The sequence below is a fragment of the Salmonella sp. SA15303 genome (assembly GCF_029962125.1).
GTDB classification, from domain to species: Bacteria; Pseudomonadota; Gammaproteobacteria; order Enterobacterales; family Enterobacteriaceae; genus Salmonella; species Salmonella enterica.
This window is the reverse complement of record NZ_CP123924.1, coordinates 3,697,579-3,723,257: the sequence shown is the minus strand read 5'-3', so window position 1 is coordinate 3,723,257 and position 25,679 is coordinate 3,697,579. Positions and strand designations below refer to the sequence as shown.

Sequence of the window (25,679 nt, the reverse complement as noted above, 5' to 3'; positions counted from 1 at the left end):
TCCGTGGGTTAATTCAGGGTGACGCACATCAGGCGGGTGTACGGGCCGTGGCGGTCCCGGCGTCGTTCAGCGTACACGGCCAGTACGCCACTGATATCCTGTACGTCCCGGTCGTACCAGTGACAGACGCTGCCGGACCACGGATATTTCCCGGTACAGAAGCGAAACAGACGGGACTGCGGGTGCCGGCGGTATATCGCCATTGCCCGGCGTTTGCTGATAATTTTCATACGGCAGTCCCGCCTGAGCTGGTGTTTTTCAGCAGGGCATCAACAATATCATTCCAGCACCACTCCTCATCCTCCGGGACAGGTAGCGTTATCTGTCTGAACGGTATCTTCAGGAGCCCGGCGAGGCGTGCTGCAATATCCGTGAGAGGTTTGTCGCCCTGCGCGATATCAGCACACTCCAGGAAGAGACCGTGTACATAAACCGCTTCATCCCCGTTCTCCAGACGAAGAACGGTCACGCCACTGAAAATATCAGCGGGTATAACCTGCGTTTCATCGTTTCTCATGGTGTCATTACCTTTTTAAAGCCAGCCGCGTTCAGCGAACGAGACAATCTCCATGCCGCCAACCACCAGGTGATCCAGCAGACGGATATCCACTAGGTCCAGGGCCTGTCTGAGCCGCTCTGTTATCTGACGGTCCGCCAGGCTGGGATCGGCAAGCCCCGACGGATGACAATGCGCCACAATGACAGCGGCGGCGTTATGTTTCAGACCGGATTTCACCACTTCGCGGGGATGGACCTGAGTATGGTTGATAGTGCCGCTGAAGAGCGTTTCGTGAGCAATAAGGCGATGCTGGTTATCGAGGAAGAGCGCAACAAATTCTTCCCGCTCTGGCGCGGAGAGTTGCAGGCGTAGCCAGTCCCGGACAGCATGGCTGGAGGTAAATGCCGCCCCGGGTTCGCGTAACTGGCTCTCCAGCAGGGTTAAGGCTTCCCGGATGATTTGTTGTGCGGATGCCGGTAATGTGGCGGCAAACAGCGGTAACTGTTGTCTCATGTCGGTATCCTCAGTCGGTGATATGCATGATGGCGCTGCATTCAGGATGGTTAAGGGTATAATCCAGCAGGTGGAGGTAATGCGCGGTCATCAGGTCGCTGCCGGTACGGCAGGCATGGTGGCTGTACTCCAGCAGGCAGGCGGTGATCCCGACCGCCTCAGGGCTCATGTCCGCGCTGTTGCCGTTCATGGCGTTGAACAGTGACCAGGTGTCGTCCCCGTCATCCGCCTCCGGGGCCATAAATGCGCCACCGTTGCTCAGCGTGTAAAACTGCCAGATACCGCCGCTGTAGTCCGCGCACAGGCGGTCCGTCCAGGCGAAGATACGGGGCTCCAGTAATATCCACTGCGGAACGCCCCGGAAGTGGCGGGGCCAGAAGTCAGGGCGGTCCTCATCCGGTACGGGCGTGGCGGTGATGAGGGTTTCATCAGGCGCAGGGATAAGTTCAGGGTTAATTGCTGTGGTCATTATGGTTTCCTTAACAGACTGAAATATAACCGGTTCGGGGATATCCGGAACCGGCTTCGTGCATACGCTGCGGAAAATTCCCGGCAATAACTGAAAACTGAACTCACCACTGTGCGAATTCAGGATGATGATTTCCGGCACCTGCTGACCGTGTATCTGACCGGTGCGACGCAGGCGGAGCATGTGCTTCGTATATTCCCGACGAGCAGGGTCACGAACCCGTGACTGACAAGCGAAGAACGGCTGGAACCCTTCCCGTTGAAGGTTTTCCAGGATGGTGATGGTCGGTATGCAGGTGTAGCGTTCACTGCGGGACGCATGTTTGTCCTCACCAAAAACGCTGGGGACCACCTGTATTAATTCTTCACGGGTTAAGGGACGGTCGCGGCGTATCTGGTTAATCCGTCCAAAGCGGCTGGCTAAGCGCATTGTTAATTTCCTTCGTGGGTTGATTTAACTGCATAAACAAAAAGCCATGCTCCTGTGGGAACATGGCCTGTTGGCGTGGTTGCTGGTGGGGTGAGCAGCGGTGAGTCAGTGTCGGGGTATTCCGTGGCTGAGCAGATAGCGGTTCAGCCAGTACCAGGCACGGGCTTCAAAATTCCATGCCCACCAGAGCAACTGATTATAACTGTCGCGTATGACCAGCCGGAAATGTGTGCCCTGGTCATCTTCAATAAACACATTGCGGTAAGCTGTTGTGACGGCAATCGCCTGCGTGCGTGAGAAAGGGCCTTCGCCTTCAGGCAATAAAAGTGATGTACAGTCTGGCATATCTGTTACTTTATAGTAAAAAGCGCCTGTCATCATGGCAGGCGCTGTATTAATTACTAATATTAATAAATTAATAACACACAGATCAGGCGCATGATTTATTCCTTAGATTTTAATTTGGTCAAGTCCGACAACTTCGTGAATTGTGTTGTCGTAAAGTTTAACGCCCAGTTTACCGTTTTTCAGCGTAACGAAACTGGCTTTGATATCGCCTTCACAACTTTGATTGTCGTTGTATTTGATGGTCTGAGCTTTGCCGGTGTAAAAGTTAATCACGCCGTAGAAACCATCCCAACACGCCGTACCGCCCATAGCGTGTACCAGACCGTATTGCATGTCTTTGGATGTACCCAGGTATTTACATCTTCCATCAGTGGTATCGGTCCCCTGACACCAGAACTCCGTACCGTCAGTGACGTCAGTAAGGTTGTGCGGTAAAGGTACAGCCGTGTTTGCAGATACATTACCGGTAAAGAAACTGATAACTGCAACCATTAAAATGGTGATAATATTTTTCATGATAAATACTCCAGTGTTTCTGATGTTAAATAAAAATATAAGCCCCCTGTTTCCGCAACACTTATAACTCCCCCCGAGAGGCCGAAATTAAAGTCCGGCCTGTTTATTAAACACATGCCCGAAGTATGCACTTCAACGGGAGAATATTTTATATTGTGACTTTGACTGTCCTCTGAATCAAATAAGACACAGCTGCTCCAAGGCGATTTACATCATTTACTTGTTAATTACACTAATGACCTGATTATTTAGTAAACTCTGTGATAAAGAATATCAGGCAGTTAATAACACCAGTATTAACATAACCAACCAGACCCAGAAATAAGCCGGTTTCTGACCGAGGGCTTTAGCCCTGCGCCACAGATAAAACGGAACCAGCCAGGCCAGCCAGCCAAAGGCAGCGGTATCAACGCCGGATTTACGGAGCCGTCGTTCATCCAGATACCCCAGCGCAATATTCAGTATCAGTGTGATAAACCAGTATTGCCCCTCCGTCACGGCGGCATACGCCTCTTCAAATTCCATTCCGCTCAGCCCGGCCGTCCACATCTCCAGGGCATACCCAATCAGGGGCGCAAAGGCCAGCGTCCAGACCACGCCTCCGGGGATACGATTGCCGGGCAGTGCGGGGGGAACCGCACATTGTTTCAGGACATCTGCCAGCGGCGTGACTGACAGCGGCTGCCATTCCGTCATTCCCTGTTGCCATACCAGCGTTGAGGCATTCAGCTCCCCGCGCTGAATACGTTCGGTTATGTCGGCTTCGGTCACATTGTCGTGACGCACGCCATTTTTCTCATAATGCCAGTTCATTCTTTTCCTTTATTTTTAATGTGTTAAATGAATATGGGAAGCTTCCCCCTGAGGCAGGGAGTTCACTCTTCAATGTATTCGAAAGAACCGACTGGCTTGCCGTTGTAGTACATCACGACGTCGGCCAGTGATTTCCTGTTCTGTGGTTTGACAAAACCTGCACTGAATGCCTTGCTGCAGTACTGCTCCAGGGACATTTTCGCCGTCGGAATCAACTCCATGGCGTCACCATTAGAACGGTCAACCACCCCCCAGATACCGTTGGGGCATTTCCAGTCGGTGGGGACCATTCTGACAATGGCAACGCGCCCGTTTTCCGATTGCGAAACCACTTCACACATCTTTCTCACCAGTTTGTACTGGTTACACCAGAAGGGTTTGTTATGCTGCATATCGCGGGTGTAGGCCGGAATGCCGCCTTTGATGGCACCCTGAAAACCGCCATCAGCATGGGCCGGTGTCAGCAAATACAGACTCAGGACTGCAGCAGAGATAACACCTTTCAGCTTCTTCATGGATGGTTCTCCTGGTTATCCGGCAGATAGAGTTTCCCCATTTCCTTGCCATCGTGCGAATACACCACTGATTTTTCACCCGTATAGCTGTCAGTCTCGATCCGGAAGCTCAGAGTAATATTGCCCGCGAGACACAGGGCGGCTATCAGCGGCTGCACCGTTTTCTGCTGCATATCAGCAATGTAGTAATAATTACCGGACTCACAGCCTTCCGGCGACTGGCGGGTTTTCATTACCGTGTATAGCGGTGTGCCGAAGGCATCCTTTTTTACCCATTCCTGCACGACATCGGATTTGTGAGACACCACGTCGCTGAACGGCGGCGGAGTCAGGTCCTTAAACCGGGCAATCGCCTTCACGCCAGCATCTTCCTTGCTGTCGCAGCCGGATGCCAGCAGAGTGCCGATAACCACCAGAAAGGTCGTCAGACGCGTATTGAATATATTCATGGTAAAACTCCCTGTTATGGTTGTTTTTCAGCGGGTTCAGCAGTTGCCTGTACGACGACATAATTCTGCCAGGCTCTGCTGCGCCACCCATTGCTGCAGTTTCCTGTCGGCTTCAGAGCTTCTGGCCGCCAGGGCCGCCTGTTGTTTTTTGTTGACGCAATTTTCCGGGAAGGCGGCCAGCACCTGATTGCTGTGAGGTTCTTCGGCCAGCTCCAGTTGATATTGCGTATCGATAATGGTGAAATAACAGCCTTTCCCCTGGTCTTCGCCCTGGTACACCGAAGTCAGGTCAGAGGTGTAGCCGCTGGCCGGTTTCAGATTTAGCCTGCGTACCGTGTGCGTTTTCTTGTCGGCAAGGTAATAGGCACCGCCGCCACGAATACGCAGCAGAAACTGTTTCGTCCAGGGATAATTGCCTATTACATCAGCCTGATAAAGGGCGTTATGCAGTGTGTTGTTATCCGTACCGTCGGCCGATTTCCAGCCGTCGGCCTGCATGTACTGCCAGGACCTGACGGAGCCCATGATGTCATCTGCGAGGACCGGAGGCACAGAGGTAATGCAGAGGCTGGCGGCCAGCGCCGCCGTGGTGAATAATTTCATACCTGTTCCTTATGGGTAAGTTGCCCGTAACTGTCGTCAGCGAGCAGTGAATGTAAAATATGAAAATGAGGTAACGCCTGTAAAAAGTCCGGGCGGGACAGAATGCGGGTGAAATGTCCGTCTGGTGTGAAGGTTTCCGGGTGAAACGTCACGGAGTGAACGGTGTGCAGCGCAAAAACGGTTATCCGGCCGAGATGTTCTCCCGCCAGAAACCACTCACCGGTGCTGAAAATCAGCCGATATGGGGCAAGGCTGTCACAACGACTCCCGTCAGTAAGCAGGGTTACCTTCTGGTGTTCTGATACCGCCCTGACCAGTCGTGTGAAGATGCCCGGTCGGGAAAGTGGTATGGTTGCCCCCTGATGCCAGATAAGGCATGGCGAGGAGTCCTGGCTACTCAGCAACGAACTGACCAGATGGTGGTCCATATCAGGAAACAATGTGCCAGTGCCTGACTGACGGGCGAACTGCATTGCTGCCTCCTCCCGAATCTCCTGACGGCCCCCGGTCAGCAGACGGCAGCAGCCATCCTGATACTCGATGTCGAGGTAAATCAGACGCTCGCGGAAATCACGATGCAGGGTGCGAACCGACACGCCAAACTCAGCGGCCAGTTTGCGCATATTCAGCGTTTCACCCGCGAGCAGACGGCTGATAATCAGCGATAGCCGGACAGACAAGCGGTCATAACGACGCTCAGCCTGAGACATGCATTATCTCCGTGTTTAATAACTGGTTAATTAAGATGGTATTACTGTAAAGGATGGGACTGACGGGTTGTGTCCGTCATACGTAGCGAAACGCCTGGTGCAAGAAGACTGTGTGGATGCAACGTCGGCAGTGGTGACGCGCTTACGACTGGTGGTATCTTTTGCTGGTCAGGACAGGTTATGTCTGCCTGGAAATAATCATCTACCAGGCGGTGAATAAACAGAGTCATTCACTACAGTCCTGATGACCTTTTACTCATTCAGAAGAAAATCCAGTCCCAGACCGCGCGGGCCACGGACACCACCGCATCACGCACGGTACGTATCACAGTCTTCAGCGGCGCAGGCAGAAACGACGATGATTCTGCCGTATCGAACACCCGCCCCACGGCCTCACCGAAGCTATCACGGGCCTGTGACCTGACCGGCCCGGTGCAGAGCCTCCCGTGCAGTTGTGTCGCCACCGGGCTGGTGGCATGGTCCGGCAGACAGCGCATCATGGTTGCCACCATCGCTTCCACGCCCCAACCGGTCAACGCTGACACCATGCAGACCGGATGACGGGGAGTGAATATCGTGGTAATGGCGGCCTGTTTCGCCTTCAGGTTAGTCTGCTGCTGTGGCGAGGGGGTACTGGTGCGGATATCCCATTCGTGGCAGGGTTCGATTTTGTCAGCCTGGTTCAGCACAAACAGCACCTGCTGCTGGTAAGGTTGCATCACCCCATGCCAGAACTGCTCGTCTACTGACAGCGCCCGGTCGTCGGCTTTAATGACCCACAGCACCAGGTCCAGCTCCGGCAGCATACGCCGGTACAGGACACGGTATTCCTGGTCCCGCAGCCCGTTTTCTCCCACACCCGGTAAATCAACAATCATCAGACTGTGACGACCGCTGCGCAACCGGAAGCGCAGCACGTCACGGGTACAGGCGTTCACATCACTGATGGGGGAGACCTCACCCCGGAAGAGTTCATTACAGAGCGAAGACTTACCCGCACCGCTCTTGCCCATGATGCCAATCACCGGCTCGTAGTGGGTGAGGTTCTGAATACGTTCAAGAATAAGCTGACGAAGCGTATCGGGAAGCGCCGACAGCGGTTGTTCCAGGGCCTGAAGGCCGTGAGGTTTAGTCATACAGGGTTCTCAGCGTGAAAAAATAAAAATCCCCGCACTCCGGTTAAAGAGGCGGGGGATTCACTTTGATGATATCTATCTGAAATTATTTGGGATTGTCTGATGATACTGATCGAGGGAATCGAGCTGCAAACATGCTGGTAATAACCTGTACTTTCCTGTTTTAGGATCGCTGAAGTCGTTGATTAGTGTTAATATTACCGCCAATTTTTCAGCGTTCTGATTCCGACAAAAAAATCAATACATTGAGCTCGCCTCAGAGAAAAACGTTCAGAACCTGCAATGCTCAGAATTGATAAGGAATAAGGAATATATGTCCAGGCTGACTGATTTAATAGCTAAAGCAAAGGCCAAAGACCCGCAACTAGGCGCTGATCTTGATCGAGAAATCAAGATCCTGTCGTCACGTCTTCCCTTTGTCGTAATCCACAGTACACAGGGCAGTCGTCACTGGGAATCGCTTATGTTGAAGCTGAACAGTACAAGATTGTTCGTCCCGATTTCCTGTTCTTTGCCGAACAGGATGGCAAAATAGTTGTGGACCTGGTAGATCCACATGGCCTACATCTGGCTGATGCTTTGTCCAAACTGAAAGGACTTGCTCTATATGCCGAACATCATTCTGATGCTTACAGGCGAATCGAATCTGTCGCCGAAGTAAAGGGTAAATTACGAGTGTTAGATTTGAAACGGCAGGATGTGCAGGATGCTGTTGCTACCGCTGAAAATGCAGAAACGTTATTTAGTAGCGGACTTGCTGATGACTACCGGTAATCTATAGAAAATTGCGTAACGAAACTGTGCATTTCAGTAATTGGTTGATGCAATACAAATATGGCCTTCTCAGTGAGAAGGCCATTGTCGACTTACAGATCATGTGCACAGTTTGATAAATCAAACAATGGCAAGGAATATGTTTATAACTATTAACATTTTTAAAATCAATACGTTACATGTCATTATGTTGTGTGGTGAAAAATTCATCAATAATTGAATGCGGTATGTAGTACTGCTCCTGTTGAGTTAGTTCTGCATTTTGTCCTTGATTTCACGAGTTATCTGTCATTTTTTGTTTGCGTTTCCGTTAAGAGTCTTGCAAATCGTTAACATGACGGAACTCCTGATGAAAATATAAAAATGAAGATTGATATTCTAAGTAGTGACGGTATCCATGTCTCAGAAAAGGAAGCAATTAAGAGGATGGTAGAAGTTTTCAATGCATCTAGTTTTAGCCAAAAATGGCATGGCTATGCTGGTTTCATGATGATGGATACAACTTATAGAGATCGAGAGATTGATTTAGTTCTTCTGACGCATGATAGACTCCTAATCGTGGAGCTTAAAAAGTGGCGCGGAAAAATTGAACCAATGCATGATCATTGGTTATGTGATGGTGATGACATGGGACGTTCACCAGTTAAAGTCCTTGCCGATAAGTGGAAAATTTTATCATCAAAGATTAAAACTCGTCTAAGTGCGCCAGCAACAGAAGTATACATTGATTACAGAGTTGTCATGTGTGGGAGTGCTGACTTTTCTGAAATTCCAGAAGATGAAAAATCATTTGTATGTACACTTGAACAGTTTTTAAAAATTGCCAAATCTGGGGGGTACCAAGGCGAATTTGGTCCACAAAAAGCGCGTAAGCCTTGTGAATATTTGCAGGTGTTCACACCATTTTTTAGAGGTAAGGATTTCAAGCCTTCAAGTTTTTCATTCAATAATTTCCAAATTGTTGGAGAAGCAACTTTTCCTCATCCTGATGGATTGTACAAAGAATACAAATCTGTCAAAAAAGATGACCAACGACATGAAGCATTATTAAGGCGATGGGATTTCTCAGCATTATCTGGCATAGCCGATACTATTGATGAACGAGCCCGTATAGCATTGCGAGAGCATAAAGTTCTTGGTTTCATTCATGAGCAAAATGAACAACTTGATAGCGTAGTTTTGCAACCTCTATCGCATCCAACTCGAGATGATATAGATGCTGACTTCTGTGAACTATATAGACTACCGTCGAGACAATTAAGACTTAATGAATTCATTCAACGTTTTGGTGAAGATCTAGAGTTCTGTGAAAGGGTTAACTTTGTAAAGGTACTTTTATCCCACGCAGCCGATTTACATGACTTGGGCGTTGCTCATCGGGATATTAGCGATCATACTTTTTGGTTAGAACGGCCATCTAAAATATCTATATCAGGTTTCCTGACCGCATATTTTCCTGAATTAGGAACAGTTGGTTCTCTTCGTGATCAGCTTCGTGCAAGCAAAACTATTTTACCTGAGGATTCCGAAATTGGACAAGGTGAAGCGAGCGATCCATTCCGTAGAGATGTTTATTTATTGGCTGTAGTTATACATCATATTTTATTTTTACAAGCCCCCAAGCAAGAAGACTCTTTATTTGTTTGGAATAGTCCAACTGATTTTGAAGTTGATCCACAACTTAGCACTTGGTTTGAAACTGCTTTGGATTTAATTCCCGCAGGTCGATTTTCAGATGCGCGAACGATGCTTAATTCGTTTAATACCTTATCTTTAGGATATCCGGAAAAAACAGGTATTGACTTACGTAGATTCGAGCCTTATCGAAGTGAGTTGATTCCAATGGTTATTTATCCTATTGAGGAAAATATAAAGCAGGGCATAAGTCATTTATATAAATCGACTTTTTCTGGTGAGAGTGTTTCGGTTAAAGTATGGTATGGGCGGAAACCAGATATAAAGCGACCGGAAGAGGCTTTACAACTTCAGAATTTTCTCGATAAAGCTCGCCTAATAAAATCCCAGCCCTGTTCTTCTCTTGCTGAAGTTATTGATTTTGGTGTTTCAGATGCAGGAACCTATTTAGTCCAAAAATGGTTGAATGGGGAATTCCTAAATGACGCTGTCAAATCATGTCATGTTGGTCGTGAATTGATATTACTATGCAAAAAAATAGTTAGGGCAGTCTTACATTTACATGCTATGCAATTACAACATGGGGATCTGCACCCTAACAATATTCTAATAGAAGTGGGAGATGTTCGCTTCATTGATGCACTTGATATACCTTGTTCAGGTGAGAATATAATATTCACTCCTGCATATGTACCTACAGATTACGAATCTTTGCCTATGGAGGAACGTGATTGCTACGCTGTGGCCAAAGTGTGTAATGAGATTTTAGAACACGACGTTAACTGGGAAGGGATTGATCCATCAGCTTTACTTAATGAGATCAGAAGTTGTATGGGGCGGGATTTTAAAATTTATTCTCTTGACCGAATAAATGATGAAATAGAGATGTTAATCAACCCTCCACAAATAAATGAGGGAGTGAGGTTGTCAGTATTAATGAGGCAACTGACCTCCAGCCAGAAATTAATAAATGACAATGGTGTATACCATATCAGTATTAGTGAAGAACGAGTCCGTTCGCCAAAGCAGCAGCCTCATATTATCGTAGCTTTTGCCGGAGTACGTAAACAGTTACAAATCTATCTTAAAGCGACCCAATTAGATTTTGCATTTTTACGAACTAAAGATATAGCCCATAGCTTATTTGTACGAATGGCATCACAAGCCATTACACAACTCGAAGCTAATATACTATTCGAACCCTCATCCGCGGATGACCCTAGCAAGTTATTAGAACATGTAAAAAAATACCTGAGGTTATCTCTGCAATATCGAGAATTCAGAATAGAATTCTCGGTGGCGATTTTTCTTCTGATGAGGAAGAAATTGAGAACTCAGAAACTTTAACTGTTTCTCAAACAAGACCACATACAGCATCACTTTGGCGTGCAATTTTAGATGCAGAAGAAGATTCCTTACCTGAAATTGAAATCACCTCATCAGTTGTCAGGGATATGGATAAGCGTCATGAGAAATTGCGAATACCTTACAGAAAAGAGGGAGAGTCTTTAGACTATGAATCAGATGCAAAAGTTGAGGCATTACAAGAAATAAACGGTGAACTGATTCGTGTAGGGAATGTTGATATAAGAGAGACTACCCAATCTACTCTCGTACTTGAAAATCCAAAGATTCGCATTCAGACTAATATTGGCGACACTTTGAAATTACGAAGTCAACAAGATCTATCATCTTTTATTCGTAGGCGTCATGCAGTTACACGTATTTTAAATGCTGAATCGGCTATCCCCTCATTAATCAACTACTTTGAACCATTAACTTGCCCTCATCCACAATATCTACAACCAGAGCCAAATGATTCTGATCTTGATGCTTATAATCGATATGATAAAGATGGAGAGCTATCTTTTTCACTCAATCGACAGCAACGAGATGCCTTTTCTAAACTTTGGTCATACGGCCCATTGAGTCTTTTGCAAGGCCCTCCAGGCACTGGTAAAACTTCATTCATTGCTTCATTTATCCATTATGCTCTCTCACAAGGAGCCCAAAGTATACTTCTTGCAAGCCAGTCACATGAAGCAGTTAATAATGCTGCAGAAAAAGTAATTGAACTTTGTCAGCACAGCAATCTGCCCCTAGATGTTGTTAGGTTCGGTGCAGAAGGAATGGTCTCAGAAAAACTTCATCCATATCATTCATCTTCCATTTTGCAAAATTATCGAGACTTATTCCGCTCAGAAATGCGAGTTAGAATTTCAGCAATGAACCGAAATTTAGGTCTCCCTAACAAATTTGTAGAAAGATGGTTCGATATTGAATATCAACTTAAGCGTTTGAATCGTGAAATAGAAAGATTAACCACAAAACTAAATAAAAATGAAATATCAGAAGCTAATAATAATCCTCTGATAGCTCGAATAAATCAGCGACTTGAACGATTTAAAAAAATTGCATCTGAAAAGTTTGGTTATGCGGGGGAGGGAACTCCAGAGGAAGTGATTAATCAATTAAGCCGTGAGACAATGAATCAGTTTGGTGTAACTTCTTTAGATGCAGTGTCTAGACTGGAGCAAGTAATTGCAATGTCTCAAGAGTGGGTAGATCGCTTAGGCACTCTGAGAGGTAACTTTGAAGAATTTCTTGCGAAGACCCGATCACTTGTATGTGGGACTTGTGTGGGTCTAGGACGCTCACAATTTGGTGTAGCAAAAAATCGCTATGATTGGGTGATAGTCGACGAAGCTGCTCGTGCGACACCTGGCGAATTGGCTATAGCAATTCAGTCGGGTCGCAGGGTGTTACTGGTCGGCGATCATCGTCAATTGCCACCTTTGTATCCTGAACCAGTGGTGCGAAAAATATCGATAGAACTAAATTACTCTGATCGCGCGGTACTAACACGTAGTGATTTTGAACGTGCTTTCGAATCAGATTATGGTAAACAAGTCGGAGCAACATTACGTACTCAATATAGAATGGCCCCACCAATAGGTGAAATGGTTTCAGCTTGTTTTTATCCCAAACCGTTAGAACCTGGACGTGGAAATCCAGAACCTTGGTTTAATCAATTACCTAAAAGATTAAGTTCTATTATTACTTGGGTTGATACTTCCGATGCTGGGGGAGAATCTTATGAAAGAGCAAAACATCCTGGATTTGACAATCCTTATGAAGCTAGAGAAATTATTGATACGCTGCGTTCAATATGTACAGCAGAATCATTCATCAAATATTTAATTGATGAAACTTCAGATGAGGAAAAACCAATTGGTGTAATTTGCATGTATGCAAATCAAGAACGCCTATTGCAACGTTTACTTAGCGAACAAGATTGGGCTACTGGTTATAGACATCTTATTAAAATTGATACAGTTGATAGTTATCAAGGTAAGGAAAATCGGATCATTATCGTTGCAACGACGCGCAATAATAATCAGTGTATTCAAGGGTTCCTTAGCAGCTCGGAGCGAATAAATGTGGCGATTTCGCGTGCAATGGATAGATTAGTAATCATTGGGGCTGCTCGTATGTGGCGTGAGAGGCATCAAACTTCAGCGTTAGGCCGTGTATTAAACCACATTGAAACACATCGTGATGGGAATAACTTCAATTTGGTTCAGGCATTAGCCATTGAGGAGGGACAGAAATGATTACATTGGAAGAAAAAAAACTAAGAGAAATATTAGCTGTTGATGAAATTACTTTTGCAATTCCTGCACAAAGTTTCGCTATCGAATGCTCAATAAGTGCTGAGGAGGCATTGCCCGTTGTTACTGAGTTCGCGCTTCGCATCGCTTATGTTTGTGGTACATTGAGTCCTGTACAAATTCAGGATTTTTTTGGATTCACAAAAAAAGAAACTGATGCAATAATTCAGACATTACTTAACGAACGCCTCATTAAATGGAATGAAGATGAGCTGTTAGAGCTAACTTCTTATGCATTAACTCGTTTTCAAGATAGCTCAGATCATCTACCTCGGTTCTTTAAAATCCAAGAATGGAGTTCTGAAGTTATTTTTGATCTAATAAGTTTTAGTCCAGCAGGACGCCCCAACAGATTGAAACGTGTAAATTCATTAGTGGAGTTAGCAGCACGAAATATTGAGAGGCAATCTAAAACAATTCAATATGCAGAGCAAGCCTTTCAAGAGCACTTTCATAGTATTTGTAAGAAGAATAAAGCAGAGATCTATAAGATTAGTGCGGTAGATGCTGGCGAGCATTTTAGCATTCCACTGCCGTGTATGTTTTATCTGGATTTGGATGGCCAAGTTAATATTCGACGTGATATAGATAATGAAGCTTTTAATAATAGACTTGAAATATCAGAGGCTATTACTGATGCACTTTCAAAACAAGAACGTCCGCAAAACAATAGTTTTATGGATTTTATTCATTATTTTGATTATTCGCTATTTGAACGTTATGTTTCGAATGATGCTTTTGATTTGCGTCGATATGTTCAAGATGTTCATTTAACACGTATTGTTTGTTATGATAATAGACGTGTCACCCCATTACTTGGAGCATTTTATCTACAACATAACGCCGATTTAATTATCACTAGGCTTGGAGATGAGATACTAAAACAGGAGGAAATGTTAGTTAATAAGGAGGTTAGTTTAAAATCTGGTGAGGATGGTGAAAAAATAGATACCCTCCCTGTTTCAGAAAAAACTATCGTTCAAAGCGGGTTGTGGCTTGCCCCCCAACTATCCCTTTGGGCTAGAACTCGCGGGGCAAGAGAGTTTGTTCAGAAGATTGACCGTCTGTTGGATTCTAGGAATAAAAAAAAGAGCAATCCTGTTGGTACTTATGTAATGATCTCTGGTCGGAATAATGCAGCTAAAGATCGTGCATTTAAATATAGAGATCAGTTTCAATATTTATTTAATCTAGATATATGTCTTATGGATGGGAAATTAGAGTTGTTACTTATACCTGGTTTAATTGTATGTGTTCTTTTTCATTTCCATTTGGAACATCAGCCGGTTAGCATCCCAATAGGGTTTATCTCGTCTGAGGTGGAACATTTGAAAATAGCAAGTTCATTGATATCTGAATCAACGAGATCAAAACAAATATTTTCATCTATGTATGATAGTGAAAACGTTCCTGTTGCCTATCAAGGATTACAAAATTTGCTTGACATAATATCTACGGAATAACTGTATTATTGGGTTAGCAATTATTTGGATTCATATTAGTTATATTTGGTTCTTATTAGAGATTGATGTCTGAGTTTACAGGGCCTATTCTTAATGGATAAGCCCTTTTTAATAAAAAGACATACATCCAGGCCAAGTATCGTCTCTGCTAGACGTTACCTATTACTAGTTAGTGCGATTATTGAGCACCTCGATCACCCATAAGCCTTGATTCACCTGCTTTTTCTGATCAGTAAAATGTTACTTTCAATGTAAGCCCCCGGCTACAGTGGCTACACGTAGCCACTGTAGCCGGGGGGATATGTAAAAATATGCAATTATTTTCCACCCCCCTGTGTTTTCCCAGTCTGTATTTTTCTTTCTTCCTCCAGAATCGTCAGGGCTCCATATATCAAATCCCACAATTTTTTATCAACTGAAAGAATCATATTCCTTATTTCCTCCCCAGGGCAGCGAAGATATTTTATCAGACTCTCGATGTCCCGTACGCACGCCAAAAGAGGACAGTTAACCAGTATGCCTATAAGGCTATCATTCAGTTCACCTCGGGTCAGAATTTTATTATTTTTCAGGATGCAGGATAAATCTTGACTGGAAGTAATTTTTTCAGAAAAGATAATGTTGAGTATCTTACCCAGGATAGTGTCAACTTTATCCAGAAGCCCGTAAACAGACTCAGGATAAATGCCTTCCAGCTCAAGGTCATTCCAGTCACTTATTCTCCTGACCATGTTATTATACATCCTTACCGAACGGATGATGGTCAGATTGTTGGCATCTGATAAAATGGATTCAGAAAGGAGAGTACTTTTTATAACAGAGTCGTCACTGTGGGTTTCTGTATAAGTCTGACTGACGGGGATATAGTCAGTGTAAATCCCCTGATTTTCCAGGATGGATGTTACAGATAATGAGAAAACACCATTTTTAACGTTTTTCCTCTCAAATTTTATACGTAATGCAATATGGATAACTAAAAAAGCGGATGCCAGATATCCTGCAGGTAAATCGTCCAGAGAAATAGTTTTGACTTTCTCAAATGCTTCCTCTGTTTCGCCTTTACTGATTAAATCTATAACCTTCCAGAGTTCAATATACGGTTGAATAAACTGTTTATGGGGTTCTTTTTTTAATTTTACAGCGATGTCAGTTAACTGTGCTTCGGAGATAATGGTTTTATCATTGAAGTTGAAAATGATGTTTTTTAATGCGCTGATACTCTGTAAACATTCCTCGTTTATATTCAGGGAGAACGGTTTTATTACTCTCTCATGATAATAATCCGCAATTGAGTTAATCATGGTATCATGATGGATAAAATCATGGGGTTCTGGCTCATACAGTAGTCTGCATAACATTGCTGATATATTCCCGGGTTTTATTCCATTGTCTACATAGTTTCTGTAGTACCGTGATATGATGTTAATGACAGGGAGTTTTCGTTCGACATTAAGGAGTACGGTCAGGGAGTAATGGGCTTTTTTTATATTATCAAGACTGACTCTGACGCTGTTAAGCGTATCATCGTCAACAATACCAGAATACGCCTTAATGCAGTCTATAATTGATGCTTCCAGCGTGCTTTTTTTCTGTGTATTACCTGGGCGGATATTTTCAATTACTTTGAAAAGAGGCGCCAGGTTTTCTGAATCTGTATGAGAGAACTTTTGTTTTCTTGCTAAACTTTTCAGATACTTCTGGACAGCAGATAAACCCCCTTTCTTTTTATCCTGCCAGCATGGGCAATAATCTTTCAGCAAGAACTGGTGTATATGGTGATAAAAACAGTTTTTGTTTTCGTCTTTGTACGTTTTATATATGTCAAGTGCGATTAATCTGGGGATTATATGCAGAGCATATCGCTTTTTTATTTGTTCCCGGCTCAGTTCAGTAAAGACGGGGCGAGCCATCAGGGCATTATAAAGTTGCTCGTATTTGTAAAAAATCTCCCTTCGTTGAGTTGTGCTGAACACCTGTTCTGCATCAAGAACCCCGATGATTTCATCATAGTGTTTCTGTTCCTGATGTCTTTCATCCTCACGATTACCGAAAAAGCGCTGATGGCTGGAAAAGGTCGCAGCCCCCCGTATAGCAGCCCGCCTGCTCCCTTTACTGAATAAGCCAAAAGACCGATAAACATCGTACATCAGACTGGCAAAAGTGTGCATTGTCACTCCCTGCGGTTGGTTTTGTTTTTTTTACGGGGACAGTATTTCAGCTCCTGTGGAAAATTGCGACCACAGCCAGAGACATCCAACAGGAGAATCGAAAATGTCATCTGTTTACACCAGACAATCAGAGCCACAACAGCGCATTCTGCGCATGAGAGAACTGACGAAGATAGTCGGTCTGTCCCGGTCAACTATCTATGAAAAGCTAAATCCCGAATCCAGGTATTACGACGAAACGTTTCCAAAAACCGTGAGACTTGGTGCTGCTTCCGTTGGATGACGTTCCACTTCCGTTGATGAGTGGATCGCCTCCAGAAGCGTTTAATTTTTTCTCAAAAGAGACTATGCAATGAAGCTTACCCATAAAAAAACTCAAAATCATCATGTTAATCTGAACACCAGAGCAATTTTGACGTTTTTTCAACAAATCATATCTTTCATATATGGCAAAACCAGCGCGGCGGTTGAGCTTATCTTTGCAACCCTCCAGGGGAGCATGGCTCTGGCCTGCCAGGATATGTATGATGTTGAAATTGAAGATGATATTATCGTTCCTGTATCGCATTTTCACATAATACTGGCAAGGTCCGGAAGCAAAAAAACGACAGTATACAGGCTCATTATGGCGCAAATTCATCAGACTGAACGTGAGCTGGCAGAGGTGTTTTCAGTCAGACTGAAGTAGTATGAACGGCAACACGTGCTATGGGATGAAGAATGTAAGAGCCTTAAGAAATCGTTTCAGAAAGCTGTACGCCAGAAAGAGGGAGTGGAGACAGCCAGAAATGAACTGGATGAATGTCTCAGAAATGAACCGGTTAAGCCTGTAAGGGTGCATCTGACGGTAACGGATCCCACGCCGGAAGCCCTTCTGAAAGAGCTGGGGCAATACTCCAGTCTGGGTATCACCTCTGACGAGGGAAGTGCTCTGTATGAAAGCATCATGCGCCGTAAGATCGCAATTCATAATACGCTATGGTGTGGTGATGATTATCGGATCAGTCGTGCGTCAACGGGTATCACAGATATTAAAGATCCCCGGCTTGGTATGCTGTTGATGACACAGCCGGAGCCACATGACTGCACACTGAAATCACTGGGTAACGCAATACGAGCTACGGGAATTTATGCGCGTACGTTAACCATGGATCTTACGTTACTCACCAGACAGATTGATATTGATGAGCTGGTTTCTGGCGATGAGTCCGATCTGGAAAAGTTTTATGCCATTCAGAAAAAACATTTACTTGCCGGGATTGAACGCAGAAAAAAAATCAACCCCGAATCTGTATGACTTTTGCTCCTGACGCAAAGAAGCGGTTGCGTTATGTTGGCAGGGACGTAAAGCGTCTGATGCAGCAGGGGGGAAAGCTGTACCATTATAACGACTGGGCTGCGCGGTACTGCGAACATACCGCTAGGAGTGCTGCTGTGATGCAGTTGTTTATCACCCCTGACTCAACCGTTATTACGCTGGAAACACTGGAAGCTGCGTTGTTAATATCGGAATGGCACCTTAATCATTTTATTGTAAAAATGGATGTGGTCAGGGGACCTTCCCATTCTGAAAGAGTACTCAGTTGGCTTGAAAACCATCTTGTTAAAAATGGGTCTTATGATTTTTTAAGGCGTGAAATGATGCAAGAGATACATCGTTCACTCAGAAAAAAAGCTGATCTTGAGCCTGTTCTGGAACAGCTTGCTGAGGAGGGTAAAATCCAGTTGTGGGAGGACGAAAGTGGGACGCATTACATCAAATACCTGGCTTCCGAAATGGCACCTTCAGAACTGGATACAGAACACAAGGCTTTGAAAGGTATACCAGAATATCATGGGGGAGGTAGTGCTATCAGTAGCGTCCCGCTGAAAGGATAACTTCAGAGTGATTTTCATTCAATATCAGATGGTTATATTCCACGCATTCCCTGGCGTGTAGCGGGTTTCGCTGTTGTGAGTGGAATTATTATCCGTATTGATTAGTCGGTATATGTACTATATTTATCGTGGGTAGGTACTATATTTATCGTGGGTAGGTACTCTTACACTAATACGATAAGTATCGGTATGTATGCGCTAACGTAATAATAAAATCTGTATGTCTGCAGAGGTAACACATTCCTGCAGGGGAACCTGTATGCCTAATTGCATGGGTAGCTGCTTGCTACCCATTATCTAATGAATTTCGATAAAAGAGATTATTATGAAGTCACCTTATGATTTAGCTGAGAGAGAGTTTAAATTTCTGCTGCAGGAAGCTGAAGATAAATATGATTCGAGAATATCACGCCATATGCTTCGTCGATCGCTTGCTGTAATATCTAATTATCTGGAAAACTATAACCGGATATTCGCTCTGCGCGCTGACCTGAGGTTTGCTCTGTCCCATGTGCCAGGAGAGCCGGACTTGCCGATATGCTTTCAGAAGGATGATGAGAAAGCCATTACTCGGGCTATGGAATCCCTTAAAAGCTAGTTAAGGGAAGAACACAAGCGTTCTGGCAGACCTGGTGAGCCTGTGCCACTCGGCTATATCTGGGCCAGGGAACGGGTTACCGGGGAACATCCTCACTACCATCTGGTTCTGCTGTTTGACAGAGAGGCCTATGCCTATCTGGGAGATTATACAAAGCCTGACGCTGATAATATGGGGACCCGGATACAGAAAGCCTGGTGCAGCGCCATTGGTCTTGATTATCCTGAATATGCTTATCTCCCGCATTTTCCGAAGAATCACAGCGCGTGGTTCACTCGGGATGATGCGTTAACGTTAAGTGCTGATTATTATGACTTTCTGCTACGGGTATCGGGCATTGATTCCATCGCCAGCCAGTGCATTTCACCTTCACCGGTCGTGTCCAGCGTATCCAGAATGGCATCAATACCGGGCGCGCCTGCCACCATATCCTGTAACGTGTCGGTGTCGCCCTTTTTATCGTATAACGACGTCAAATCCTGGGTGACAGCGTCTTCATTTCGGGGAAACGGTTTAGCACGGAGGGGCTTTTCCTGCCCGGAGGGCCGCAATGCCTGCTGATATTCCTGGTAAAGCTGGTGTAGCGTGCTATCCGCTTCATGGCCAGTGTAAGAGGATGCGGTTTCCCGGACGGGAATAATATCGAACGGGTTCTGCGGATTGAGCTGTTGTTGTTTAAACCAGTCCAGATCCAGGTACTCAGCAACAGATTCAGATGACTGAACCAACTGAGGAAACGAAACATCGGGACGGGACTCATCATTGGTGCGGGCAAGGCACCAGGATGACAGACCCCATTCAATCGTATCTCCATCATTCAGCCGCATACGGTGATGAGGTTCCATCACCTGCTCATTGACGGCACAACACAGTTCATCAGAGTGATTAACAATCCACCACGCCTCTTCGTGGCGAACAAGACTGAGCGCGATATCGTCTTTCCCATGTTGCTCAAAAAGCGGAATGTAGGGGGGGCGGCAGTAAATACGATGTATGTCCCTGCGGGATACTGTGCGTTATCCGTTATACCCTGCGACTGTATTTTCCGTAATTCCCACATGTCTTGTTTCATTATGTCCCTTAAATGTATTTATTTTTCTGGAGGAAACGTTTAGGGAGTTTTAATTCATAAATAATTTTAACTAAATTCATAGGGAGTCATTATTGATGACACCCTTTTTATTATTTTCGTCGTGAATGCATTGTTGTATGCATAGATGTCTTTTTTGAAATATTATTTCTTTTAATTCTTCAATTGCGATTTTTATCTTGCTGTTCATTGATTATTTAATATTAACGGCTTGGTTGCTAATTAGTCCCTGATCTGTATCATTGTTTTGTTTCGATATTTTTTCGAGGCTATCAATAAAGAATTGTTTATATATTTATGTGCATTGATGCATTATTTTTATGAATTTTTATGTCACAAGGCATAACACATGGAAACTCCTGTTTCACGCAGTGCGTTGTATGGAAAACTGGCCGGCCCACTATTCCGGTCGCTGGAATCGGCAACGGCATTTTGCAAACTACGCTCTAATCCCTGGGTTGAGCTGACTCACTGGCTGCACCAGTTATCCGGCCATGCTGCGTATGGATAAGGGACCGGAATTTATCTCGCTGGCACTGGCTGAATGGGCAAAGAAACATGTAGTAAAGCTGGCGTTTATCCAGCCGGGTAAGCCGAAGAAAAACGTTTTCATCACGCGCTTTAACCGGACATACCGTACAGAAATACTCAATTCTTATCTGTTCAGAACGCTGAATGAGGTGCGGGAAATTGCGGATAAAGGGTTATCAGAATATAACTGCGAACGTCCATATGAATCGCGGAACAATATGATACCGAAGGAATACCACTAACAACATTATCTGGCCGGAATCTTAAAAATGCATGGAACTAAAACGGGTCTATTTACAGGGGCACCTGCGATGAATTTCGCTGTACTGAAAAGCGATACCGGATGAGAGCTGCTTCAAATTAATGTGCCATGTTCACGGGGAGGTGGTGCGACGTTTGCATAATCCAGCAAGAACTGAAAGGAAGGGGAGAGCTTTTTCATGCCTGTATAATCAGTCTGACCTGTGTCAGTCAGCTCTTAGTGTTGAGACTCTCGTTGGAGCGTTATAATTGCTTTTCCGTTTCGGAAAACAAGATTTTCCATTAAAGATCTTCCCTGCGAGGAAAAGTTAACTAATAATCTTACCGTCGAGTTAGGAGATGTATTTTTAAATATAAACAATGTTGCAACGATGCCTGATAATTATCCTCTCTTCGAAGATAAGTTTCCCACACCCAGTGTGGTGGGTGTCATTGTAATGTTATCACTTGAATGTAAATGGAAGGTATAATTGCTTTTTGACTAGTATTCTATTCCACCCTGACAACACGATGTTAACATCAACACTGTTTATATTGGCAATAACGCAATTTTTTTCAGATTAAGAGGTGCTCTGATATATAGATTTTTATGACATTACTTATTTGAATTGGTAACAAATACCAATAAGCACAAGCTGTTATTACCAGCCACGGATTTTTCCATACGGTAAGATTTGGTATGGTGTTATGTGTTCTGGATGTGCTGGATTATTTTAATTTGGTTAAAAAAAGGTGGTTATTCAAATGAAAAGCATAAAAAAATTGATTATCGCAAGTGCGTTGAGCATGATGGCTGCTAGTTGTTATGCTGGCTCATTTTTGCCGAACACAATGCAAGAGAAATCAGTGGATATTAACTTTGCCGCTCCCGAACATTTAACCGTATCGTTGGATCAAGTGCCGGGTTTAATTGCTGGGGATGAGCCTACAGGTACGGCTATTGCGAAGCTTACAGTTGATTCTACTTCTGTTAAAGAATTCGGGGCCAGGGGGGCTTCTGGCGTGATGATGGACAATGCTGGCATTGTATGGAGAATAGCTGGTAAAAATAGTGGCAACTCACTCACTGTGGGCTTATCACCTAAGGCTGTGACCAATAGTCATGGCAGGCAAACGTGGAATGGGAGAGAGTGGATCACCTTTGATACCAATGTCCCACTTTATATTACTACGGTGGGGGAGCAGAATATCTCACCTGATACGTACCCACTGACTTTAGATGTAGTGGGATATCAGGCGTAATAGTAAACAACTATTAGTGTATTGCGCCTTGTTTAAGGCGTAATACACATCAAATTTTTCGTTTTTCTTTTACAATTTTTGATATGAAAACAATTAATTTTGTTTTAATGGCGGTAGCTTTGTTCGCCTCTAATTCTATGGTTTCAGTATATGCCGCCAGGCAGCAATTAAATTCAGCCACTAAATCATTCAGCGTGAAGCTGGGAGCTACACGGGTGATTTATCACGCTGGTACACCCGGCGCGACGCTCTCGGTGAGCAACCCGCAGGATTACCCTATTTTGGTTCAGTCTTCAGTCAAAGCAGAAGACAAAAATTCGCCAGCCCCCTTTATGGTGATGCCGCCTCTATTTCGTTTAGAAGCGAACCAGCAGAGTCAACTGCGTATTATCCGTACTGGTGGTGACATGCCAACGGATCGTGAAACTTTACAGTGGGTCTGTATAAAGGCGGTACCACCCGAAAATGAACCGTCGGATACACAGGCTAAGGGCGCGACCCTTGACCTCAATTTGTCCATCAGCACCTGTGACAAGCTGATTTTCCGCCCGGATGCCGTGAAGGGGACGCCGGAAGATGTTGCAGGAAATTTAAGATGGGTGGAGACGGGCAACAAACTTAAGGTAGAGAACCCCACCCCGTTTTACATGAATTTAGCCTCTGTCACAGTAGGGGGAAAGCCCATTACAGGGCTTGAGTATATCCCCCCCTTTGCTGACAAAACACTAAATATGCCAGGTGGCACTCGTGGTGATGTCGAGTGGAAAATTATTACAGACTTAGGTGGTGAAAGTCATCCGTTCCACTACGTTTTTAAATAAGTTCAAGGAATTAGCGGCAGAAAATGAAGTTCAAACAACCTGCCTTGCTACTGTTCATCGCGGGAGTGGTTCATTGCGCAAATGCGCACGCTTACACATTCGATGCATCAATGTTGGGCGATGCAGCGAAAGGGGTTGATATGTCGCTCTTTAACCAGGGGGTACAACAGCCAGGGACTTATCGCGTGGACGTGATGGTGAATGGTAAACGTGTCGACACCCGTGATGTGGTGTTCAAATTGGAAAAGGATGGGCAAGGAACGCCTTTTCTGGCTCCTTGTTTGACGGTCAGTCAGCTTTCACGCTACGGCGTAAAAACGGAAGATTACCCTCAGTTGTGGAAAGCAGCAAAGACCCCAGATGAGTGTGCGGATCTGAGCGCCATTCCACAGGCTAAAGCGGTACTGGATATCAATAATCAGCAACTGCAACTGAGTATTCCTCAGGTGGCGTTGCGTACGAAATTTAAGGGGATCGCTCCTGAAGATCTCTGGGATGATGGTATTCCGGCGTTTCTGATGAACTACAGTGCGAGGACAACGCAGACGGATTACAAAATGGATATGGAGAGGCGTGACAACTCTTCCTGGGTACAACTGCAACCGGGAATCAATATAGGTGCGTGGCGTGTCCGCAATGCGACCAGCTGGCAGCGGAGTGGTCAACAGTCGGGGAAGTGGCAGGCAGCATATACCTATGCTGAGCGTGGACTGTACTCACTAAAAAGTCGTCTGACTCTGGGGCAAAAGACTTCGCAGGGGGAGATATTTGATAGTGTGCCATTTACCGGTGTGATGTTGGCATCGGATGACAACATGGTGCCCTACAGTGAGCGGCAGTTTGCTCCGGTAGTGCGTGGGATTGCCCGCACGCAGGCTCGGGTGGAGGTCAAACAGAATGGTTACACCATTTACAACACCACCGTGGCGCCCGGACCGTTTGCACTGCGGGATCTGTCGGTAACAGACAGTAGTGGTGATCTGCATGTCACCGTGTGGGAGGCCGATGGCAGTACACAAATGTTTGTGGTGCCGTATCAGACCCCGGCGATAGCACTGCACCAGGGATATTTGAAGTACAGCCTGTTGGCGGGCCGATACCGATCGTCAGACTCTGCAACGGATAAGGCGCAGATCGCGCAGGCTACGTTGATGTATGGTCTGCCGTGGAATCTCACTGCATACGGCGGTATACAGAGTGCAACGCACTATCAAGCTGCATTGCTTGGTTTGGGGGGATCTCTCGGGCGGTGGGGGAGTTTATCTGTCGATGGAAGCGACACACACAGTCAGCGTCAGGGGGAGGCGGTACAGCAAGGAGCCTCCTGGCGACTGCGTTACAGCAACCAGCTGACTGCGACGGGGACAAATTTTTTTCTGACGAGATGGCAGTATGCCTCGCAGGGCTATAACACCCTATCCGATGTGCTCGACAGTTATCGACATAATGGCAACCGTCTATGGTCGTGGCGGGAAAATTTGCAGCCGAGCTCGCGTACTACCCTGATGTTGAGTCAGTCATGGGGGAGGCATTTGGGCAATCTGAGTTTAACCGGTTCCCGTACCGACTGGCGTAATCGCCCCGGTCATGATGACAGCTACGGACTGAGTTGGGGAACCTCTATCGGAGGGGGCTCGCTGTCATTGAACTGGAATCAAAACAGGACGCTGTGGCGCAATGGCGCGCACCGTAAAGAGAACATAACCAGCCTGTGGTTCAGTATGCCATTAAGCCGCTGGACGGGGAATAATGTAAGTGCTAGTTGGCAGATGACTTCACCATCACACGGTGGTCAGACGCAACAAGTGGGGGTCAACGGAGAGGCATTCAGTCAGCAACTGGATTGGGAGGTGCGTCAGAGTTACCGTGCCGATGCCCCGCCAGGTGGTGGTAATAACAGCGCATTGCACTTGGCATGGAATGGGGCTTACGGCCTGTTAGGTGGTGACTATAGCTACAGCCGGGCGATGCGCCAGATGGGAGTCAATATCGCGGGAGGTATAGTTATCCACCATCATGGTGTGACGCTGGGGCAACCTTTGCAAGGCTCAGTGGCGCTGGTTGAAGCGCCAGGGGCCTCGGGGGTGCCAGTTGGCGGCTGGCCTGGCGTTAAGACGGATTTTCGTGGCGACACCACAGTGGGCAACCTGAACGTCTATCAGGAGAATACAGTCAGCCTCGATCCGTCGCGACTACCGGATGACGCAGAGGTCACACAAACCGATGTGCGCGTGGTGCCAACCGAAGGGGCGGTGGTGGAAGCGAAGTTTCACACTCACATCGGGGCCAGGGCACTGATGACGCTGAAACGGGAAGATGGTAGCGCCATTCCTTTCGGGGCGCAGGTTACAGTCAATGGGCAGGATGGCAGTGCTGCTCTGGTGGATACTGATAGCCAGGTTTATCTCACTGGTTTGGCGGATAAGGGCGAACTGACGGTGAAATGGGGAGCACAGCAATGTCGGGTTAACTACCAGCTACCTGCCCACAAGGGAATCGCGGGCTTGTATCAAATGAGCGGTCTCTGCAGATAGCCGATTCTGAAGG

23 protein-coding genes and 6 pseudogenes are annotated in these 25,679 nt (G+C 45.7%); 14 read left to right on the top strand and 15 right to left on the bottom strand.

What is annotated here, in order from left to right; genetic code table 11:
- Positions 1–8: 8 nt before the first annotated feature.
- From QEN31_RS18455 to QEN31_RS18395, 13 genes and pseudogenes are all read right to left on the bottom strand, one after another.
- Entirely contained in the window at positions 9–230 is a 222-nt protein-coding gene (locus QEN31_RS18455; RefSeq protein ID WP_000691989.1) for a DUF987 family protein, read from the bottom strand.
- The gene (locus QEN31_RS18450) at positions 227–517 is read right to left on the bottom strand and encodes a hypothetical protein (protein ID WP_001243218.1); all 291 of its coding nucleotides are present in this window, start codon (positions 515–517) and stop codon (positions 227–229) included. Before QEN31_RS18450 ends, QEN31_RS18455 begins: the two co-directional genes overlap by 4 nt.
- A 15-nt stretch (positions 518–532) precedes the next feature.
- Entirely contained in the window at positions 533–1,012 is a 480-nt protein-coding gene (radC, locus tag QEN31_RS18445; protein ID WP_001249724.1) for a RadC family protein, read from the bottom strand.
- Positions 1,013–1,022: 10 nt separating this feature from the next.
- Complete coding sequence (locus tag QEN31_RS18440; RefSeq protein ID WP_099949745.1) at positions 1,023–1,481, bottom strand: antirestriction protein; 459 nt, start codon at positions 1,479–1,481, stop codon at positions 1,023–1,025.
- Positions 1,482–1,598: 117 nt separating this feature from the next.
- A pseudogene (locus QEN31_RS18435) lies at positions 1,599–1,910 on the bottom strand (DUF932 domain-containing protein); the annotation flags it as partial.
- A gap of 105 nt (positions 1,911–2,015) precedes the next feature.
- Complete coding sequence (locus QEN31_RS18430) at positions 2,016–2,255, bottom strand: DUF905 family protein (protein WP_001112363.1); 240 nt, start codon at positions 2,253–2,255, stop codon at positions 2,016–2,018.
- Between the two features lie 105 nt (positions 2,256–2,360).
- Positions 2,361–2,774 (bottom strand): hypothetical protein, encoded by a 414-nt coding sequence (locus tag QEN31_RS18425; RefSeq protein ID WP_000789537.1) that lies wholly within the window; start codon positions 2,772–2,774, stop codon positions 2,361–2,363.
- Positions 2,775–3,047: 273 nt separating this feature from the next.
- Entirely contained in the window at positions 3,048–3,587 is a 540-nt protein-coding gene (locus QEN31_RS18420; protein WP_001104019.1) for a DUF4339 domain-containing protein, read from the bottom strand.
- Positions 3,588–3,649: 62 nt separating this feature from the next.
- Complete coding sequence (locus QEN31_RS18415; RefSeq protein WP_000734137.1) at positions 3,650–4,102, bottom strand: hypothetical protein; 453 nt, start codon at positions 4,100–4,102, stop codon at positions 3,650–3,652.
- Entirely contained in the window at positions 4,099–4,551 is a 453-nt protein-coding gene (locus tag QEN31_RS18410) for a YfjS/YafY family lipoprotein (RefSeq protein WP_001020194.1), read from the bottom strand. Before QEN31_RS18410 ends, QEN31_RS18415 begins: the two co-directional genes overlap by 4 nt.
- A gap of 36 nt (positions 4,552–4,587) precedes the next feature.
- Positions 4,588–5,154: a hypothetical protein gene (locus QEN31_RS18405; RefSeq protein WP_000765650.1), complete on the bottom strand. Its 567-nt coding sequence runs from the start codon at positions 5,152–5,154 to the stop codon at positions 4,588–4,590.
- Positions 5,151–5,864 carry a WYL domain-containing protein gene (locus QEN31_RS18400; RefSeq protein ID WP_000075762.1) on the bottom strand — a complete coding sequence of 238 codons (714 nt, stop codon included), beginning with the start codon at positions 5,862–5,864 and terminating at the stop codon, positions 5,151–5,153. Before QEN31_RS18400 ends, QEN31_RS18405 begins: the two co-directional genes overlap by 4 nt.
- 260 nt (positions 5,865–6,124) lie before the next feature.
- Positions 6,125–7,000 carry a GTPase family protein gene (locus QEN31_RS18395; protein WP_099949707.1) on the bottom strand — a complete coding sequence of 292 codons (876 nt, stop codon included), beginning with the start codon at positions 6,998–7,000 and terminating at the stop codon, positions 6,125–6,127.
- A 537-nt stretch (positions 7,001–7,537) separates the two neighbouring features.
- Here QEN31_RS18395 and QEN31_RS18390 point away from each other — a divergent pair.
- The 4 genes from QEN31_RS18390 to QEN31_RS18375 all read left to right on the top strand — a co-directional run bounded on the left by QEN31_RS18390 (position 7,538) and on the right by QEN31_RS18375 (position 14,543).
- Positions 7,538–7,774, top strand: coding sequence for a hypothetical protein (locus tag QEN31_RS18390; protein WP_000366610.1), 237 nt, complete (start codon positions 7,538–7,540; stop codon positions 7,772–7,774).
- A 363-nt stretch (positions 7,775–8,137) separates the two neighbouring features.
- Positions 8,138–10,756, top strand: a complete 2,619-nt coding sequence (locus QEN31_RS18385) for a protein kinase domain-containing protein (protein ID WP_099949706.1) — start codon at positions 8,138–8,140, stop codon at positions 10,754–10,756.
- Between the two features lie 107 nt (positions 10,757–10,863).
- The gene (locus QEN31_RS18380) at positions 10,864–13,023 is read left to right on the top strand and encodes a DEAD/DEAH box helicase (RefSeq protein WP_071822256.1); all 2,160 of its coding nucleotides are present in this window, start codon (positions 10,864–10,866) and stop codon (positions 13,021–13,023) included.
- Positions 13,020–14,543, top strand: coding sequence for a hypothetical protein (locus QEN31_RS18375; protein ID WP_000631140.1), 1,524 nt, complete (start codon positions 13,020–13,022; stop codon positions 14,541–14,543). Before QEN31_RS18380 ends, QEN31_RS18375 begins: the two co-directional genes overlap by 4 nt.
- A gap of 317 nt (positions 14,544–14,860) precedes the next feature.
- On the opposite strand, the gene QEN31_RS18370 is transcribed toward QEN31_RS18375, so the two are convergent.
- Complete coding sequence (locus QEN31_RS18370; protein ID WP_000556733.1) at positions 14,861–16,711, bottom strand: hypothetical protein; 1,851 nt, start codon at positions 16,709–16,711, stop codon at positions 14,861–14,863.
- 103 nt (positions 16,712–16,814) lie between these two features.
- Between QEN31_RS18370 and QEN31_RS18365 the strand changes: the two genes are divergently transcribed.
- From QEN31_RS18365 to QEN31_RS25460, 5 genes and pseudogenes are all read left to right on the top strand, one after another.
- Entirely contained in the window at positions 16,815–16,994 is a 180-nt protein-coding gene (locus QEN31_RS18365) for a helix-turn-helix transcriptional regulator (protein ID WP_071530570.1), read from the top strand.
- 69 nt (positions 16,995–17,063) lie between these two features.
- Positions 17,064–18,008 (top strand): annotated as a pseudogene (locus QEN31_RS18360) (DUF3987 domain-containing protein).
- Positions 18,005–18,589, top strand: coding sequence for a DUF3987 domain-containing protein (locus tag QEN31_RS18355; RefSeq protein ID WP_252311930.1), 585 nt, complete (start codon positions 18,005–18,007; stop codon positions 18,587–18,589). The pseudogene QEN31_RS18360 and the gene QEN31_RS18355 overlap by 4 nt, the downstream one beginning before the upstream one ends.
- Positions 18,590–18,914: 325 nt before the next feature.
- Entirely contained in the window at positions 18,915–19,187 is a 273-nt protein-coding gene (locus QEN31_RS25465) for a hypothetical protein (RefSeq protein WP_418895953.1), read from the top strand.
- A gap of 42 nt (positions 19,188–19,229) precedes the next feature.
- Positions 19,230–19,460, top strand: a pseudogene (locus tag QEN31_RS25460) (YagK/YfjJ domain-containing protein); the annotation flags it as partial.
- Positions 19,461–19,495: 35 nt separating this feature from the next.
- On the opposite strand, the pseudogene tagK reads toward QEN31_RS25460, so the two are convergent.
- Positions 19,496–20,259, bottom strand: a pseudogene (gene tagK / locus QEN31_RS18345) (type VI secretion system-associated protein TagK).
- A gap of 367 nt (positions 20,260–20,626) precedes the next feature.
- Here tagK and QEN31_RS18340 point away from each other — a divergent pair.
- From QEN31_RS18340 to QEN31_RS18320, 5 genes and pseudogenes are all read left to right on the top strand, one after another.
- Positions 20,627–20,767: pseudogene (locus tag QEN31_RS18340) on the top strand (Clp protease ClpB); the annotation flags it as partial.
- Positions 20,766–21,050: pseudogene (locus tag QEN31_RS18335) on the top strand (integrase core domain-containing protein); the annotation flags it as partial. The pseudogenes QEN31_RS18340 and QEN31_RS18335, both read left to right, overlap by 2 nt.
- 763 nt (positions 21,051–21,813) lie before the next feature.
- Entirely contained in the window at positions 21,814–22,311 is a 498-nt protein-coding gene (locus QEN31_RS18330; protein ID WP_099949705.1) for a pilus assembly protein, read from the top strand.
- Positions 22,312–22,418: 107 nt separating this feature from the next.
- Positions 22,419–23,132, top strand: coding sequence for a pili assembly chaperone SafB (gene safB / locus QEN31_RS18325; RefSeq protein ID WP_000257365.1), 714 nt, complete (start codon positions 22,419–22,421; stop codon positions 23,130–23,132).
- Between the two features lie 23 nt (positions 23,133–23,155).
- The gene (locus tag QEN31_RS18320; RefSeq protein ID WP_000669614.1) at positions 23,156–25,666 is read left to right on the top strand and encodes a fimbrial biogenesis outer membrane usher protein; all 2,511 of its coding nucleotides are present in this window, start codon (positions 23,156–23,158) and stop codon (positions 25,664–25,666) included.
- Positions 25,667–25,679: the final 13 nt, after the last annotated feature.

Excerpts from the sequence above, each read along its gene's own strand:
- radC (WP_001249724.1), bottom strand. The coding sequence starts at position 1,012 with ATGAGACAACAGTTACCGCTGTTTGCCGCCACATTACCGGCATCCGCA.
- QEN31_RS18365 (WP_071530570.1), top strand. The coding sequence starts at position 16,815 with ATGTCATCTGTTTACACCAGACAATCAGAGCCACAACAGCGCATTCTG.
- QEN31_RS18380 (WP_071822256.1), top strand. The coding sequence starts at position 10,864 with ATGGATAAGCGTCATGAGAAATTGCGAATACCTTACAGAAAAGAGGGA.
- QEN31_RS18375 (WP_000631140.1), top strand. The coding sequence starts at position 13,020 with ATGATTACATTGGAAGAAAAAAAACTAAGAGAAATATTAGCTGTTGAT.
- QEN31_RS18440 (WP_099949745.1), bottom strand. The coding sequence starts at position 1,481 with ATGACCACAGCAATTAACCCTGAACTTATCCCTGCGCCTGATGAAACC.
- QEN31_RS18370 (WP_000556733.1), bottom strand. The coding sequence starts at position 16,711 with ATGCACACTTTTGCCAGTCTGATGTACGATGTTTATCGGTCTTTTGGC.
- QEN31_RS25465 (WP_418895953.1), top strand. The coding sequence starts at position 18,915 with ATGAAGTCACCTTATGATTTAGCTGAGAGAGAGTTTAAATTTCTGCTG.
- QEN31_RS18425 (WP_000789537.1), bottom strand. The coding sequence starts at position 2,774 with ATGAAAAATATTATCACCATTTTAATGGTTGCAGTTATCAGTTTCTTT.
- QEN31_RS18450 (WP_001243218.1), bottom strand. The coding sequence starts at position 517 with ATGAGAAACGATGAAACGCAGGTTATACCCGCTGATATTTTCAGTGGC.
- QEN31_RS18410 (WP_001020194.1), bottom strand. The coding sequence starts at position 4,551 with ATGAATATATTCAATACGCGTCTGACGACCTTTCTGGTGGTTATCGGC.
- safB (WP_000257365.1), top strand. The coding sequence starts at position 22,419 with ATGGCGGTAGCTTTGTTCGCCTCTAATTCTATGGTTTCAGTATATGCC.
- QEN31_RS18395 (WP_099949707.1), bottom strand. The coding sequence starts at position 7,000 with ATGACTAAACCTCACGGCCTTCAGGCCCTGGAACAACCGCTGTCGGCG.
- QEN31_RS18415 (WP_000734137.1), bottom strand. The coding sequence starts at position 4,102 with ATGAAGAAGCTGAAAGGTGTTATCTCTGCTGCAGTCCTGAGTCTGTAT.
- QEN31_RS18405 (WP_000765650.1), bottom strand. The coding sequence starts at position 5,154 with ATGAAATTATTCACCACGGCGGCGCTGGCCGCCAGCCTCTGCATTACC.
- QEN31_RS18400 (WP_000075762.1), bottom strand. The coding sequence starts at position 5,864 with ATGTCTCAGGCTGAGCGTCGTTATGACCGCTTGTCTGTCCGGCTATCG.
- QEN31_RS18455 (WP_000691989.1), bottom strand. The coding sequence starts at position 230 with ATGAAAATTATCAGCAAACGCCGGGCAATGGCGATATACCGCCGGCAC.
- QEN31_RS18385 (WP_099949706.1), top strand. The coding sequence starts at position 8,138 with ATGAAGATTGATATTCTAAGTAGTGACGGTATCCATGTCTCAGAAAAG.
- QEN31_RS18330 (WP_099949705.1), top strand. The coding sequence starts at position 21,814 with ATGAAAAGCATAAAAAAATTGATTATCGCAAGTGCGTTGAGCATGATG.
- QEN31_RS18430 (WP_001112363.1), bottom strand. The coding sequence starts at position 2,255 with ATGCCAGACTGTACATCACTTTTATTGCCTGAAGGCGAAGGCCCTTTC.
- QEN31_RS18420 (WP_001104019.1), bottom strand. The coding sequence starts at position 3,587 with ATGAACTGGCATTATGAGAAAAATGGCGTGCGTCACGACAATGTGACC.
- QEN31_RS18355 (WP_252311930.1), top strand. The coding sequence starts at position 18,005 with ATGACTTTTGCTCCTGACGCAAAGAAGCGGTTGCGTTATGTTGGCAGG.
- QEN31_RS18320 (WP_000669614.1), top strand. The coding sequence starts at position 23,156 with ATGAAGTTCAAACAACCTGCCTTGCTACTGTTCATCGCGGGAGTGGTT.